13 protein-coding genes are annotated in these 12829 nt (G+C 72.9%); 3 read left to right on the top strand and 10 right to left on the bottom strand.

The window, feature by feature from the left end; all coding sequences use genetic code 11:
- Window positions 1-118 precede the first annotated feature (118 nt).
- Complete coding sequence (locus ACZ6W9_RS26220) at window positions 119-574, bottom strand: winged helix-turn-helix transcriptional regulator (protein ID WP_389960343.1); 456 nt, start codon at window positions 572-574, stop codon at window positions 119-121.
- A gap of 99 nt (window positions 575-673) precedes the next feature.
- Here ACZ6W9_RS26220 and ACZ6W9_RS26225 point away from each other — a divergent pair, with 99 nt between their 5' ends.
- The 3 genes from ACZ6W9_RS26225 (at window position 674) to lepB (ending at window position 2541) form a co-directional block, all read left to right on the top strand.
- Entirely contained in the window at window positions 674-1357 is a 684-nt protein-coding gene (locus ACZ6W9_RS26225; RefSeq protein ID WP_470120134.1) for a DUF899 domain-containing protein, read from the top strand.
- A gap of 107 nt (window positions 1358-1464) precedes the next feature.
- Window positions 1465-1986, top strand: a complete 522-nt coding sequence (locus ACZ6W9_RS26230) for a pyridoxamine 5'-phosphate oxidase family protein (RefSeq protein ID WP_389960347.1) — start codon at window positions 1465-1467, stop codon at window positions 1984-1986.
- Window positions 1987-2040: 54 nt separating this feature from the next.
- Window positions 2041-2541, top strand: coding sequence for a signal peptidase I (gene lepB / locus ACZ6W9_RS26235; protein ID WP_470120136.1), 501 nt, complete (start codon window positions 2041-2043; stop codon window positions 2539-2541).
- A gap of 22 nt (window positions 2542-2563) precedes the next feature.
- Here the strand turns inward: lepB and ACZ6W9_RS26240 are convergent, their stop codons facing one another.
- The 9 genes from ACZ6W9_RS26240 to ACZ6W9_RS26280 all read right to left on the bottom strand — a co-directional run bounded on the left by ACZ6W9_RS26240 (window position 2564) and on the right by ACZ6W9_RS26280 (window position 12701).
- On the bottom strand, window positions 2564-3523 hold the full coding sequence (locus tag ACZ6W9_RS26240) for a DUF2332 domain-containing protein (RefSeq protein ID WP_470120138.1): 960 nt from the start codon (window positions 3521-3523) through the stop codon (window positions 2564-2566).
- Window positions 3524-3537: 14 nt separating this feature from the next.
- The gene (locus ACZ6W9_RS26245) at window positions 3538-4815 is read right to left on the bottom strand and encodes a cytochrome P450 family protein (RefSeq protein ID WP_389960352.1); all 1278 of its coding nucleotides are present in this window, start codon (window positions 4813-4815) and stop codon (window positions 3538-3540) included.
- A gap of 369 nt (window positions 4816-5184) precedes the next feature.
- Complete coding sequence (locus ACZ6W9_RS26250; RefSeq protein WP_470120140.1) at window positions 5185-5649, bottom strand: hypothetical protein; 465 nt, start codon at window positions 5647-5649, stop codon at window positions 5185-5187.
- A gap of 224 nt (window positions 5650-5873) precedes the next feature.
- Entirely contained in the window at window positions 5874-6776 is a 903-nt protein-coding gene (locus ACZ6W9_RS26255; RefSeq protein ID WP_470120142.1) for an aminoglycoside phosphotransferase family protein, read from the bottom strand.
- A gap of 192 nt (window positions 6777-6968) precedes the next feature.
- Complete coding sequence (locus ACZ6W9_RS26260; RefSeq protein ID WP_470120144.1) at window positions 6969-7112, bottom strand: hypothetical protein; 144 nt, start codon at window positions 7110-7112, stop codon at window positions 6969-6971.
- 41 nt (window positions 7113-7153) lie between these two features.
- Window positions 7154-7582, bottom strand: a complete 429-nt coding sequence (locus ACZ6W9_RS26265) for a VOC family protein (protein WP_389960360.1) — start codon at window positions 7580-7582, stop codon at window positions 7154-7156.
- 8 nt (window positions 7583-7590) lie between these two features.
- Window positions 7591-8583 (bottom strand): NAD-dependent epimerase/dehydratase family protein, encoded by a 993-nt coding sequence (locus ACZ6W9_RS26270; protein ID WP_470120146.1) that lies wholly within the window; start codon window positions 8581-8583, stop codon window positions 7591-7593.
- Between the two features lie 140 nt (window positions 8584-8723).
- Complete coding sequence (locus ACZ6W9_RS26275) at window positions 8724-11114, bottom strand: SulP family inorganic anion transporter (RefSeq protein WP_470120148.1); 2391 nt, start codon at window positions 11112-11114, stop codon at window positions 8724-8726.
- A gap of 72 nt (window positions 11115-11186) precedes the next feature.
- The gene (locus ACZ6W9_RS26280; RefSeq protein WP_389960366.1) at window positions 11187-12701 is read right to left on the bottom strand and encodes a hypothetical protein; all 1515 of its coding nucleotides are present in this window, start codon (window positions 12699-12701) and stop codon (window positions 11187-11189) included.
- Window positions 12702-12829: the final 128 nt, after the last annotated feature.

Below are 12829 nucleotides of genomic sequence, written 5' to 3' on the forward strand. Positions count from 1 at the left end.
GCCATTCGCCGTGCGGGCCGGCCAGGGCGAGGGGTTCGCCGTCCAGGGCGGACAGGAAGGTCGGCCGGTTCGCGCCGGCCGGCCGCGACGCGAGGGCCCGCGGACGTGTGCGGTGAGGTCAGAGGGCCGCCCCGGGGCCGGGGAGGACGTCTATGTCGGTGGCGTGCATCGGCTGTTCGCATGTCGAGCAGCGCAGTTCGACCCGGCTGACCTCGCCGCATCCGCGGTGCCGGTGCAGGACGGGCGGACCGGCCTCGCCCGCCGTCCAGCGGTCGCCCCAGCGGGTCATCACCAGCAGCAGGTCGCACAGTTCCAGACCCTTGTCGGTGAGGGTGTACTCGTGTCGCGGGGGGTGCCGGGAGTACTCCCGGCGTTCCAGGATGTCGTTCTCGACGAGCCACCTCAGGCGCTCCGCGAGCACCTTGCGGGAGATGCCGAGGTCCTGCTGGATCTGGTCGAAGCGGGTGATGCCCACATAGACGTCCCGCAGGATCAGGGGAGACCAGGGCTCACCTATGACATCGAGTGTGCGGGCGATCGAGCATGCCATGTCGCCGAACCTGGTCCGTTGCATGACGCCAGTTTAGCTCCAGAGGGTTCCCTCAGGGAACTAACCTCGCTAAGGTCCTCCCTGTGAGTTTCCTGAGGGAACTATCAATGAGGAATCCGAGGAATGGAGAGCGTCGTGAACCGACCCCCGGCCGTGTCCGCTGAGGAGTGGCGGGCCTCCTTGGCTGCCCTGACGGCCAAGGAGAAGGAGCACACTCGGGCGGCGGACGCGCTGGCCGCCGAACGGCGTCGGCTGCCCGCGGTCAGGGTGGACAAGGACTACGTGTTCGAGGGCCCCGCCGGGCCGCTGGGCCTGCCCGACCTGTTCGGCGGGCGCCGCCAGCTCATCGTGTACAGCTTCATGTGGCACGGCGCCGGAGAGTACTGCTCGGGATGCTCGATGTTCGTCGACAACCTCGGGCATCTCGCCCACCTGCGCGCCCGCGACACCTCGATGGTGCTGGCGTCCCGCGGCCCGCTGGCGGAGATCCTCCCGTTCCGGGAGCGGATGGGCTGGACGATCCCGTGGGTCTCCTCGCTGGGCAACGATTTCAACGACGACATGGACGCCGGTGACGGGTTCGCACTGAACGTCTTCCTGCGCGACGGCGACGAGGTCTACCGCACCTACTTCACCACGGCGCGGGGGGTCGAGCGTCTCGGCAGCGTCTGGACCCTCCTCGACCTGACGCCGTTCGGCCGCCGGGAGACCTGGGAGGACTCCCCGGAGGGCCGCCCACGGACCGAGCCCTACGGGTGGTGGCGCCTGCACGACGAGTACGGCGAGGGCGGCGGGCCGGAGATCTGAGCGTCCCCGCTACGGCGACGTCCGGACGGCGTCCCATCGGGTGAACCGTCCCGCACGCCCAATTAAGAGATGAAATTTCCTGAGATATCCGTACGAGGAGGCATGTGATGATAGCAATGGCGCCCACCGCCGAGCCGCTGTTCGGCGAGAAGGACGCGACGCCGTTCGACACGGACGCGGCGACGGTGAAACCGTGGGAGCAGGCGCGTTCCTGCCTGGAGACCGCACCGAAAGGGTGGCTCTCGACGGTGCGGCCCGACGGTCGGCCGCACGCCATGCCGGTGATGCCGGTCTGGGCCGACGGCGCGCCCTGGATCGCCACCCGTCCCACATCCCGGAAAGGCAGAAACCTCGCCGGCGACCCCCGCTGCGTCCTCACCGTCGCCGGCGAGGACCTCGATCTCGTGATCGAGGGCGACGCCGCCCGGTCATCGGACGAGGCCGAGCTCCAGCGGGTGGCGGCCGCCTTCACGGCGAAGTACGGGTGGGAGCTCACCGTGCGGGACGGCTCGGTCCACGAGGAGAACCTGCCGGGCTCACCCGAGTATGGCTTCTACCGGATCGTTCCCGTTCGTGCTTTCGGCTACGGCGCGGACGGCCTGACGGCGACGCGCTGGCGGTTCGGTTGAACCGTGATCCGCTCCGGGTCGCCGGAGCCGAAGATCGCTGAGCATAATGCTGCGGTGAGACGTCGTGTGTCGCGCGGGCTGTCCGTGGCGCTGGTCCTTTCGTTGCTCGCCGGATGCGGGCTGATCGGGAGAAAGAGGTACAGCGTCAGCAGTGAGTCCATGGAACCCACGTTCCGGGTGGGCGATGTCGTCACAGCGGTCCGGATCGACCGGGACTACACCCCGAGGCAGGGCGACGTCGTCTTCTTCACCGCTCCCGCGTCATGGGGCGGCGGCGTCCGCGTCTCGCGGGTGATCGGGGTCCCGGGGGCCACGGTGGCGTGCTGCGACGGCGGCGGGCGAATGACGGTGAACGGCCGTCCGCTGGAGGAGCCTTACCTCAAGGAATCCCCGGCCTCGCGTGTCGCCTTCGGCCCGGTGACCGTCCCGGCGGGCGGGCTCTGGGTGCAGGGGGACAACCGCCACGTCTCCCTCGACTCGCGCAGCCACTTCATCAAGGACGGGATCGGCCAGGCCACGGTCCCGGTGGCCGACGTCGTCGGCGTCGCCGAATAACCCCGCCCGGGCCGGCGGACGGTCAGGGGGTGAGCCAGTCGAGCCACTCGCCGTGCGGGCCGGCCAGGGCGAGGGGTTCGCCGTCCAGGGCGGGCAGGAAGGTCAGCCGGTTCGCGGGCAGTCCGCGCGGGAGCCGGGCGAGCACCGACGGCAGCCGGGACGAGCCCTCGTTGGAGACCCAGCGCACCGGCAGGCTCCGCACCGTCTCCACGAACCGGTCGCGCTCGTCCGGCTCCAGGTACGGCATGAGCGCGCTGTGGAAGACGACCACCGTGGCGTCGCGGGGAGCCTCCGCGACCAGGTCGCCGAGCGCTCCGGCGGCGTTCCCCCGAAGCAGGCGCGGCGGGTCCTCCGCGGCCAGCCGTACGGCGCCGCGCAGCCGGGCCAGCCGGTCGTCCTGGCCGGGCCAGACCAGGCACTCCAGCCAGCGCGCCGTCTCCGCGTCACGTACATCCAGCGGTTCCAGGTCGAGACCCGCCCGCCACACCACCTCCGGCATCCGCGCGGGCACCGGCGCCCTCCCGTTCGCCCGGCACGGCAGCTCGACCGGACCGTCCGCCGGGCCGAGGACGGGCCGGTCGTCGTAGCGGTAGCGGTAGCGGTCCAGGAGGAGACAGAGCCCGGCCGAGGCGCCCACCTCCACCAGGGCCAGCGGGCCGGGCAGGCCGGCGAGCACCGGCAGCAGGCTCGCGCACCGTCCGGCCTCGTTGGTCTGCGTCCGGCGCGTCAGCATCGTCTCGCGCACCTCGGGCCAGTGCCGTACGGTCCACTCACGGAAGGCGGGGAAACCGGCGGACGGCCCGCCGAGGAAGCGGACCGAGGCCAGCAGCAGGTTCGGCTGCCGCTTGGCGGGCGGCAGGCCGTCGATCAGCGCCGGCAGCAGCGCGTCGGAGGCGACGCCCCGGGCGAGGTCCTCGTACGCCGGGGAGCGCCCCCGGACCTCCTGCTCGGCGAACCGCCGGTACCGCTCGGCCGTGTCCATCCCGCGGGGGAGGGTCAGAGCCGCACCGGGAGGCGGGCCAGCCGCCACGACCCCGGCAGCGGCTGGCGCTCCAGGTCCGCCGGATCGACGGCCAGGGCCAGATCGGGGAAGCGGCGCAGCAGCGCGCCCAGCGCCACCTCGCCTTCCTGCCGGGCCAGGGCCGCACCCAGGCAGTAGTGCAGGCCGTGCCCGAACCCGACGTGGTTCTCCCGGCGGCCGTCCGGCTCGCGGGTGACGTCCAGCCGGTCGGGGTCGGGGAACTCGCGCGGATCGTGGTCGGCCGAGACCAGTGAGGCCGTCACCGCCTCGCCCCGCCGTACCGGCATGCCCCCGATCGTCACGTCCTCGGTCGCGTAGCGCATCCGCGTCATCTGGACCGGGCCGTACCGGCGCATCAGCTCGTGCACGGCGCGCGGCATCAGCTCCGGGTCGTCGCGGAGCAGGGCGAGCTGGCCGGGATGGGTGAGCAGGGCGGCGACGCCGTTGCCGATCAGGTGGGCGGTGGTCTCGTGACCGGCGAGGACGATGGTCAGCACCATCGTCACCATCTCGACGTCGCTCAGCCGGTCGCCGTCCTCGTCGTGGGCGCGGATCAGCCCGGTGAGCAGGTCGTCCGCGGGTTCGGCGCGGCGCCGGACGATCAGCTCCTGGATGTGCGCGACCATCTCCCGCAGCGGATCCGTCAGGGCGCCGGGCTCGGTCGACACCAGGGCCCGTCCCCACGAACGCCATCGCGGGCGGTCCTCCTCGGGGATGCCCACCAGCTCGCAGATCACGGTGATCGGCAACGGGTAGGTGAACCGTTCCAGCAGGTCCACGACGCCGTCCTCGGCCGCGGCGGGCAGGCCGTCCAGCAGGTTGTCGGTGATCTCCTCGACGCGCGGCCGCAGCCCGGCGACCCTGCGGGCGGTGAAGGCGCGGGAGACGAGCCGGCGCAGCCGCATGTGGTCGGCGCCGTCGGCGTCCAGGATGCTGCCGAGGATGTACTTCGCGTACTCCGGCGGGATGCCGCGCGCCTGGATGATCTGCTCGCGGATGTCGCCCACGTCCATGCCCGGGACGTGCGCCGGGTCGTTGACGAACCGCTGGTCGCTCAGCATCCGCTTGACGTCCTCGTAGCGGGTGACGAGCCAGATCGGCGAGGCGGACCCGGGGAGGAGGACCCGCACCAGGGGGGCCTCCTCACGCATCCGCGCGTACCCGCCGAAGGGGTCGGCGAGCAGTTCGGGATCGAAGAGGTCGACCGTATCGGAGGCCGTCTCGGCGGTGCGGGGATCGGCCGGAGCGCTCATGTCGTCCTCCTCGGGACCGGGATGCTCTTCTGCTCCCAGGGTTCCCGTCCGGCGCGTACGGCATGCCCCCGGAGTGCGCGGCGCGTGTCCGTTTCCCGGGTGACGTGATGTCCGTTTTCCCGTGTACCGGTCCCTGTATGCCCGGCCCCCGTATGCCCGGCCCCTGTGTGCCGGTCCCCCGTGTGCCGGTCCCCCGTGTGCCGCGGCGCGCTCCCCTCCTCGCGCGCCGCGGCACCGGTCATCGGTACGGCCACCCGCCGGCCATCGGTACGGCCGGCCCACCGGTCACCCGCCGGCCATCGGCAGGCCGTGCCGCCGGTCACCCGCCGGTCATCGGTACGGCCGCCGCATGTACGGCCGCCGCACCGGTCAGCCGCCCTGGGACCAGACGCCCTCCCAGCCGGAGCAGCGGCCGGTGATCCTGGTGGACGTGCCGCGGCAGACCTTGGCGGAGGAGGTGAGCATGTAGCCGGCGTTCACCCGGAAGGAGAGGACCCGCGACCGGGAGCAGTTCCGGAACGTCTTCGTGTGCCACCGGCCGTGGTCGGAGAGCCACTTGATCTTCAGCCACGAGCAGGTGCGCGCACCTGCGGCGTCGTGGAGGTCACCGTGAATGCGCAGGCCGGTGCCGGAGCTCCTGACGACGCCGCCGGCCCAGCCCCCGCGGTCGGAGGAGGCGGTGGGGCCCCACGACCAGGTCTCGGCGGCCCTCGCGACCGACGACGCCGTCGAGGCGGCCGAGGTGGTCGCGGCGGAGGCCGTCGTGGCGGGCAGGCCGAGCCCGAGGGCGGCGGCCGTCGTGAGGCCGAGCAGCAGGCGGGCGGTGCGATGCATGGGTCCATCTCCTGAAAAAACCGGATTTCTGATGGACCAAGAGATATCCGGGACGGCTTGCAGTCGGCTTGCCGCTCCTTGCAACCGCCTGACGTGCTCCACCCCGGCCGGGCCAGGCGGTTCACCCGTGGGCGGCGGGGCACATTCCAGATTTCCCGGCTGTCTCCCAGGACGGCTCGAGGTGGTTGTCCGACGCTCGCCCGACTCGTTGAACACGCACCGCGTCAAACGCCCTTCAGAACACGATCAAGTGCCGCGCGGCCCGCAGGTCCCCAGTTCGGCTTACCGCCGGGAAGGCCTCGATCCCCGTTCTGCCCCATGAGCATCAGGAAGAGGCTCTTCATGGCGGCCAGTCCGCGGGCGCGCCGGATCGTCGCCTCGTCCGCGTGCGCGTACGCGTCGAAGAACCGTGCGGCCGTCCCCGTGGGGAGCAGCACCCACGCGGCGGCGAGGTCCCATGCGGGATCGCCGGCGAACAAGGCACCGAAGTCGATCACACCCGAGAGCGTCCCGTCCGAGACGACGACGTTCGCGGGATGGAGGTCGCCGTGCACCCACACCGGCGGGCCCTCCCACTCGGGGGCCGCGACGGCATCGGCCCAGACGGCCCGGACGGCGCGGAAATCGCCGACGGTGCCGGGGTCGATGGCCTGCAGGAACCGCTCGAAGCCGTCCGTGCACCCCCTGGGGTGAGCGCCGAAGCCCGAACCGGCCGGGGCCTCGGCGGGCGCCTCCACATGGAGTGCCTGGAGGAAACCCGCCAGCGTGTCGGCCGCGTGGGCGCCGCGGCTGATCGAGCCATGATCCAGCGGCTCGCCGGGAACCCATGTCATCACGGTCCAGTGCTTGGGGAAGCGCTCGGACGGCTCGCCGAACCGCACCGGGGTCGGCACCGGCAGCGGCAGACGCGGAGCCAGCACAGGTAGCCACCGCCGCTCCTTGAGCTGGAGCTCGGGGGTTGGGTCCATGCGCTGCATGCGTACGGCCAGCTCGTCTCCGAGGCGCCACATGTGATTGCCCCAGCCGCCCGCCACCTCGCGGACGGTCAGCCCCGCGAGGTCCGGATGTTGCTCCTGCAGCAGGTCGCGGACCAGGTCTGCGGTGATCTCGATCTCGGTGCCGGTCATGCGACGTCACAGTAGCGAGGCGGCGGGCGGAGCGGCTCCGGGGTGTTCACGAAGAGGGCCGCCCCGAACTGCATCCGCCATCTGTCGTTCACAGCCTCCGACTGCGGATCACCCGCACAGCGGCGTCGCCTCGTCAGGTCCACCCGCGGGCGGCGGGCCAGGACAGGACGAACGTGGTGTGACGCTTGCGGATCACCAGCCCGTCTCCGGGGGCACCCCCGGCAGGAAGAGGTGCCGGGGCACCGCGCGCAGCGCCCCGGCGACCTCCTCGCCGATCCCGCCGCGCCCGCGCACCCGGGCGACCATCTCCTCGCGCGCCACGCGCCAGTCCGCCATCACCGGCCTCCCCACCCGTCGATCCCGTCACGGCGGGAGTCCTACTGCAGACAGAACTCGTTGCCCTCCGGGTCTCTCATCAGCACCCAGTACTCGCCGTTCTCCGCGTAGTCCCGCACCCATTCCGCCCCTAGCCCGGTGAACCGGGCGACCTCGGCGTCCACCAGCTTGCGGCGCTCCTCGATCGGCAGCCCGGACGGGCCGTCCACGCTGATGTCCAGGTGCACCCGATTCTTGGCCGTCTTCCCCTCCGGCACGCGCTGGAAGTAGAACCGGGGACCGTTCCCGGCCGGGTCCACCGCGGCGGCCCAGTCGAGCCGCCCCTCCTCGGGGATGCCCTGCGCGTCGGCCCAGGCGTCCCAGCTGCCGAACCCCTCGGGCGGCGGCTGGAGCACGTACCCCATGGCCGCCGCCCAGAAGGCGGCGAGCGTGGACGGATCGTTCGCGTCGAAGCTGATCTGGATTTTCATGGACCTCCCTATGCCCACTCGGCGAGGATCTTGGCCTCCTTCTCCGGGTCGATGCCGTGGCCGCGGAAGGAGCGCTCCTCCACGGGGATCTCGCGGAGCCAGGCCCAGGTGTCGCGGACGGTCTCGGCGACCGGACGGCAGCGCAGCCCGGCGGCGAGGGCCTTCTCCGACGACGGCAGCCAGACCCCGGCGAACTCCTCGTCGCGCGGTGCCCAGACCGGCAGCTCGGTCCACGGGGCGACGTCCCGGCCGAGCAGGAACCCGTCGTCCACCCAGACCAGCTCCGCGTCCGAGCCCGTCACCGAGCGGCACTCCTCCAGCAGACCGCGGTAGGTGGTGTTGCCCCGCACGCCGCTGACGAAGAAGCGGTCGTTCGTCCCGGCCCCGGCCTGGTCGAGGGTGAACGCGGCGATGTCGCGGGCGTCGATGAGCTGCATCGCCATCTCGGGGTCGCCCGGTGCGAGCACCCGGCCACCGCGGTCGATCCGGGTGAGCCACCACGGGAGGCGGCCGACGTTCTCGTGCGGGCCGATGATGAGGCCGGGCTCGATGATCAGGGAGTTGCCGTCGAAGCCCTGCTCGACGGCGCGCTCGCAGCCCGCCTTGAGGACGCCGTAGTCGCCGTCGTCCCGCCCGGCGTCCGGTGCGCACTCGAACCGGGGCGAGCTCTCGTCACTGGCCTGTCCCGGCCAGGAGGCGCAGGCCGAGATGCTGGAGATGAACGCGTAGGTGGCCGCGTGGCCGTTGAGGACGCGCACCGACTCGCCGACGACGCGGGGGACGAACCCGCAGACGTCGACGACGATGTCCCACTCCCGGCCCTCGGCGAGCCGTTCCAGGTCGGAGGTGACCTCCCGGTCACCCCTGACCGCTTCGACGCCGGGTACGTCGACACCGTTCCTGCCCCGGTTGAACGTGGTGACCTCATGTCCGCGCCGCAGCGCCTCTTCGACGATCGCCCGGCCCAGGAAGACCGAGCCGCCGATTACCAGAGTTCTCATGACCGAACATTGTTCGCCCACCGTCGACGATGTGGCATGGCCTTTCACCCTTGGCGCAAACTATCCGCTCACAGCAGATCGGCGGTTCACCGCGGATCGGCGGCCCATGGAGGACCGGCGGCTCGCAGCGGACCGGCGGCTCACAGTGGGCTGGCCGCGAGCGGCGGACGCTCCAGGACGTGGACCTGCGCCGTGCCGATGTCGAAGTAGAGGCCCACCAGCTCCAGACGGTCCTCCCGGACGAGCCGGTCCACCGCGGGGTAGGAGCGCAGGTTGTCGAGCTGCTGGAGCACGTTGGCCCGGCAGAGACGGTCCAGCGGGCCGCCGTCGCAGCCCGGGGACCCGGCGCTCCCGGAACCGGGAACCCCGTCGTCCCCGGGCGCCTCGGGCGACGCGCCGCCCCCGCGGCCACTTCCGGCGACGAACCGGGCCAGGCTGTGGCGGCCGTGCCGTAGCCAGCGGCCGAGCGCCGGCATGCCCTCCGGGGCGTCGCCGCCGAGCAGGGCGGCCATGGCGCCGCAGCCGGAATGCCCGCACACCGTGATGGTGCGGACGCCGAGCGCCTCCGTGGCGTACTCGATCGCCGCGGCCACCGAGTCGTCCGGAGGCGGCGCGCCGCGGCGGGGAACCAGGTTGCCGAGGTTGCGGACGGTGAACAGGTCACCGGGCCCGCTCGCGGTGATCAGGTTCGGCACGATTCGGGAGTCGGCGCAGGTGATGAACAGGTGCGACGGCTCCTGCTTGCGGGCCATCCCCATCATGAACGGGCGGATCAGCGGGGCCGTGCGGCGGTGGAACTCCCGCGCTCCGGCCAGCAGGTCAGGCTGTCCCGAGCCGTCCCCGCCTGTCATGGCCGCGCCGCCCGCCGCCGCCGGATCGGCCGCGGCCCCACCGGCACCACCGGCGACGGCGTCCGCCGCCCGCGTGGACGCGACCGCGAGATCCGCCGCCGCCGCCGACGACCGGCCGCGCCGCCTGTGGGCCCAGGGCAGCCACCAGCGGTCCGGGGCCGGTGGTGGGGGCTTGGCGGGGAGCACCCGGGCGCCGCTGACCGCCATCGCGTACCACTCGTCGTGGATCTCGTCGATGTCCACGCTCCCGCCGCCCCGCTCGTGGTCGGTGCGCCAGGCGTGGACCGCCTCGAACGCGGCGTTGTCCATGAAGTCGATGTTGAGGTCCAGGTCGACCGGGACCCCGGCCGGGATGGCGCGCAGCTCGGAGGTGATCCGCGGGACGCCGAGGAAGGTCAGCGACCCCGCGATCGACACGTGCCAGTGCCCGCCCGGCTCGGGGGTGACCCGTACGGTGACCCGGGTCAGCCGGCGCAGCGCCAGCAGCGCGGCGAGCCCGAGCCCGAGCAACACGCCCTCGGCCAGGCCGACGAGCACGACCCCCAGCATGGTGGTCACGTACACCGGGATCTCGCCGTGCCCCCGAAGATTGCGCAGGTGCCCCATGTTGACCATCTGGACGCCGATGAAGACCAGCAGGGCCGCCAGCGCCTCCATCGGGATCAGCGTGATCGTCCAGCCCAGGCAGAGCGCGAACACCAGGATCCACACGCCGTGCATGACCGTGGACCAGCGGCTGCGCGCTCCGGCACGGGCGTTGGTGCTGCTGCGCACGATGACCCCGGCCACCGGCAGCCCGCCCAGCGCGCCGGTCACCATGTTGGCCACGCCCTGTGCGGTGAGCTCCCGGTCCAGGTCGGTGCGCGGGCCGTCGTGCAGCTTGTCCGTCGCCACCGAGCACAGCAGCGACTCCACCCCGGCCAGCAGCGCCACGAGCAGCACCGCGGCGACGATCCCGTGCCAGTCGCCGCGCGGCCAGGCCGGCATGACCCATGTGTCCAGGCTCTTCGACAGGTCGACCCGGGTGACGTCCCACCCGGACACCGCGGCGGCCGCCGAGGCGACGACCAGGGCGGCCAGCGGCGCCGGGACGAGCCGCAGTCGCTGCGGCAGGCGGCCCCAGCCGACCAGGACCGCGATGGTGATCAGACCGGCGTAGACGGCGTGATCGTGTATGTCCAGGATCTGCCGGGGCAGCTCGGCGATGTTCTCGATCGCGGAACGCTGCGGGCTGCCGCCGAGCACGACGTGCAGCTGGGAGAGGGCGATCACCGCGCCCACCCCGGCGAGCATGCCGTGCACCACGGCGGGGGAGACCGCCAGCGCGGCCCGGGCGACCCGGAACACCCCCAGCAGAAGCTGCAGGGCGCCCGCGAACAGGGTGATCATGCAGGTGGCGCGCCAGCCGTACGTCGAGACCAGCTCGGCGACCACCAGTGACAGGCCCGCGGCGGGGCCGCTGACCTGGACGACCGAACCTCCCAGAAGGCCGGCGACCACGCCGCCCACGACGCCCGCGATGAGCCCGGCCGCCAGCGGCGCCCCCGAGGCGACGGCGATGCCCAGCGAAAGGGGCACCGCCACCAGGAACACCACCAGGGAGGCGGGCAGGTCGTACCGCAGCACGGAGGAGAAGCCACCCCGTGCGATCGTTTCGTTACTCTTCGTGTCCGTCCCCATGGGACAGACCCTATGACGCGGGTCCCCGCCGGTCGGGCGGTTACCCGAGGCCTTTACGCAGCCGGGAGGAAATCAGCGGTAATAGTCGGGGTGGTCCGGCGGCTGGGCCGCCCGTCGGCTCCGCCGGGAACCCGGCCGTCCCTGACCCTCGGGGGTCGCGACCGGGCCGGTGCCGTAACCGTCTCTGGTGACGGACTGGCCCGGGGCCGGCTCGGGCCAGGCGACGGGCGACTCCGGGCTCGCCGGGCGGACGGCGTCGTAGCCGTAGCCGCCGGTCGCCGGGCCCTGCCGCGGGCCGGCGGCGCGGTCGCCGGGGGAGACGCTCCGGGAGGGGGCCGTCGGGGTCGACAGCGCGGGGGTCGGACCGGTCAGCGCGTCGTCCTCGATGGCGGCCCAGCCGGGACTCACCTCGTAGGAACCCGCGGTCGGCGCGCCGTACACCGGTGACTGGTACGAGGAGTACGACGGGGCGGGGTCGTCGAGGATGTCGGCGGTGTTCACGGCGGGCCAGCCTCCGGAGACCGGGGAGGTGGCCCTCGCCCAGGGATTGTCGGCGACGTCCTTGGACGTGCCCGCCGCGGCGGGACCCTGAGCCGGGGCCGGCCGGGCCTCGGGGGCGGGACGGGGCGCGGGGGCGTGCGGCGCGGCCAGCGGGTCCGGGGCGGACCCGGCCGACGGGTTCGGGGACATGACGGGGAAGCCGCCGCTGGTGGTCGGCCCCATCGGGCGCATCGGCGGCAGCGGTCCGGCGAGCTGGTCTCCGGCCGGGCTCGCCGCGGGCACCGGCCCGGTGGCGGGCGGCTGACCCGCGGCGCCGCGCGAGCCGCGCCGGGGGGTGGGACCGTTCAGCGGGTCGTCCAGCGGGTCGGGGCGGCCGGATCCGCCGTTGCCGGCGGTACGGGAGCGGCCGGATCCGCGCCGGGAGCCGGTCCGGCGTCCCTCGGGCGCCGCACCCGCGGTGGGTGCGGCGAAGGTGACCGTCTTCTGCTCGGCCAGCGCGGCGGACGTCGGAGCGGGCTCGGGCTTGACCGGCCCGGTCAGGTCGGAGAGGCCGGAGGGCAGCGAGGCGGCGGCGGACTCGGCGGAGACCGGGGCCGGGGCCGGGACCCGGGGCTGGGGCTGGGGCTTGCGGTGCGGCAGCGGCACCTGGACGGTCGTCGCGTCCGGGTCCGCGCCGGAGGAGGCCCGGTCACCGGAGGCGGCGCGGCCCGCACCCGCCGGATTCTCCAGCGAACCGCCGAAGCCGCCGACGTCGGCCTGCAGGCGCGTCCAGTAGTCGTCGTCGTAGTCGTCGGCCCCGCCGAAGTCGTTCATGCCGCGCTTGCCGCGCGCGCCGGACGGCCGCGGGCGCGACGGCTTGGGCTCGTCGAACGGCGTCAGATCGGGGGAGTAATGCGTCATCTTCGGCTCGCGTGAGGCGAAGTCGTCGATGGACACCGACGGTGTCTGCGCCTCCTTCTCCGCCATCTCGCGAAGACGCTCCGCAGGGAGCGCGCTCTCCCTGCGGCTCATCGACCGCATGCCCAGTGCCACGACAACGAGCACGAGGAGCACGACGGCGACCAGGATTATTACGACCGCGGTCATTGCACCACCCTCAAGGCCATGGCCTTCCAGCGGCGCCGGTGAGGTCGCGCGGCCATCGACGCGACCTGCCCCCTTGCATCACCTGCGCACGGACATCGGTTCTGATTGTGTCGGACCACTATGAGCGT

Source organism: Streptosporangium sp. NPDC053982, assembly GCF_055585205.1.

Coding starts and splice junctions, on each gene's coding strand:
- ACZ6W9_RS26220 (WP_389960343.1), bottom strand. CDS start 574: ATGCAACGGACCAGGTTCGGCGACATGGCATGCTCGATCGCCCGCACA.
- ACZ6W9_RS26225 (WP_470120134.1), top strand. CDS start 674: ATGGAGAGCGTCGTGAACCGACCCCCGGCCGTGTCCGCTGAGGAGTGG.
- ACZ6W9_RS26230 (WP_389960347.1), top strand. CDS start 1,465: ATGATAGCAATGGCGCCCACCGCCGAGCCGCTGTTCGGCGAGAAGGAC.
- ACZ6W9_RS26240 (WP_470120138.1), bottom strand. CDS start 3,523: ATGGACACGGCCGAGCGGTACCGGCGGTTCGCCGAGCAGGAGGTCCGG.
- ACZ6W9_RS26245 (WP_389960352.1), bottom strand. CDS start 4,815: ATGAGCGCTCCGGCCGATCCCCGCACCGCCGAGACGGCCTCCGATACG.
- ACZ6W9_RS26250 (WP_470120140.1), bottom strand. CDS start 5,649: ATGCATCGCACCGCCCGCCTGCTGCTCGGCCTCACGACGGCCGCCGCC.
- ACZ6W9_RS26255 (WP_470120142.1), bottom strand. CDS start 6,776: ATGACCGGCACCGAGATCGAGATCACCGCAGACCTGGTCCGCGACCTG.
- ACZ6W9_RS26260 (WP_470120144.1), bottom strand. CDS start 7,112: ATGGCGGACTGGCGCGTGGCGCGCGAGGAGATGGTCGCCCGGGTGCGC.
- ACZ6W9_RS26265 (WP_389960360.1), bottom strand. CDS start 7,582: ATGAAAATCCAGATCAGCTTCGACGCGAACGATCCGTCCACGCTCGCC.
- ACZ6W9_RS26270 (WP_470120146.1), bottom strand. CDS start 8,583: ATGAGAACTCTGGTAATCGGCGGCTCGGTCTTCCTGGGCCGGGCGATC.
- ACZ6W9_RS26275 (WP_470120148.1), bottom strand. CDS start 11,114: ATGGGGACGGACACGAAGAGTAACGAAACGATCGCACGGGGTGGCTTC.
- ACZ6W9_RS26280 (WP_389960366.1), bottom strand. CDS start 12,701: ATGACCGCGGTCGTAATAATCCTGGTCGCCGTCGTGCTCCTCGTGCTC.